The 375-nt window shown below is 37.3% G+C and carries 1 protein-coding gene; it reads right to left on the reverse strand.

Going from position 1 to position 375, the window contains the following annotated elements:
- A partial coding sequence (locus tag Q0910_RS28560; protein ID WP_299224261.1) for a hypothetical protein occupies positions 1-375 on the reverse strand: 375 nt, incomplete at both ends.

Consider the following 375-nt stretch of genomic DNA (forward strand, 5'->3'; position numbering starts at 1 on the left):
GGAAGTTGTGTCGGGTTAAAATAGTCAAAACTATGCGTTTTCTCTTTAGGAGTTGTAGGTGATGTATTAACAGTTCCTTGATCACGAAACACCTCAATCTCACGAATTGCATCTAGTTTTAGACGTTTATCACCTGCTGGATATATCCCAGAACCGGATTCTGACACGAAATATGAATAATCAAATTCGAAGGATTTTATAGGCTGTCCTAAAATGTTATAGGCATTGATACCGGTAATCGCAGATTGCCCAAGCAAATCTTCTCGCTGCAGACTACTTCCAAAATCTACTGCCAAGGTACCATTATGAAAAATAGCTGTTGGGTTAAATTGTTTGATCTTATAGATCGTTTGCTTATGTTGTTCTACAATTTCT

The organism is uncultured Aquimarina sp. (assembly GCF_947495315.1).
Lineage (GTDB): Bacteria > Bacteroidota > Bacteroidia > Flavobacteriales > Flavobacteriaceae > Aquimarina.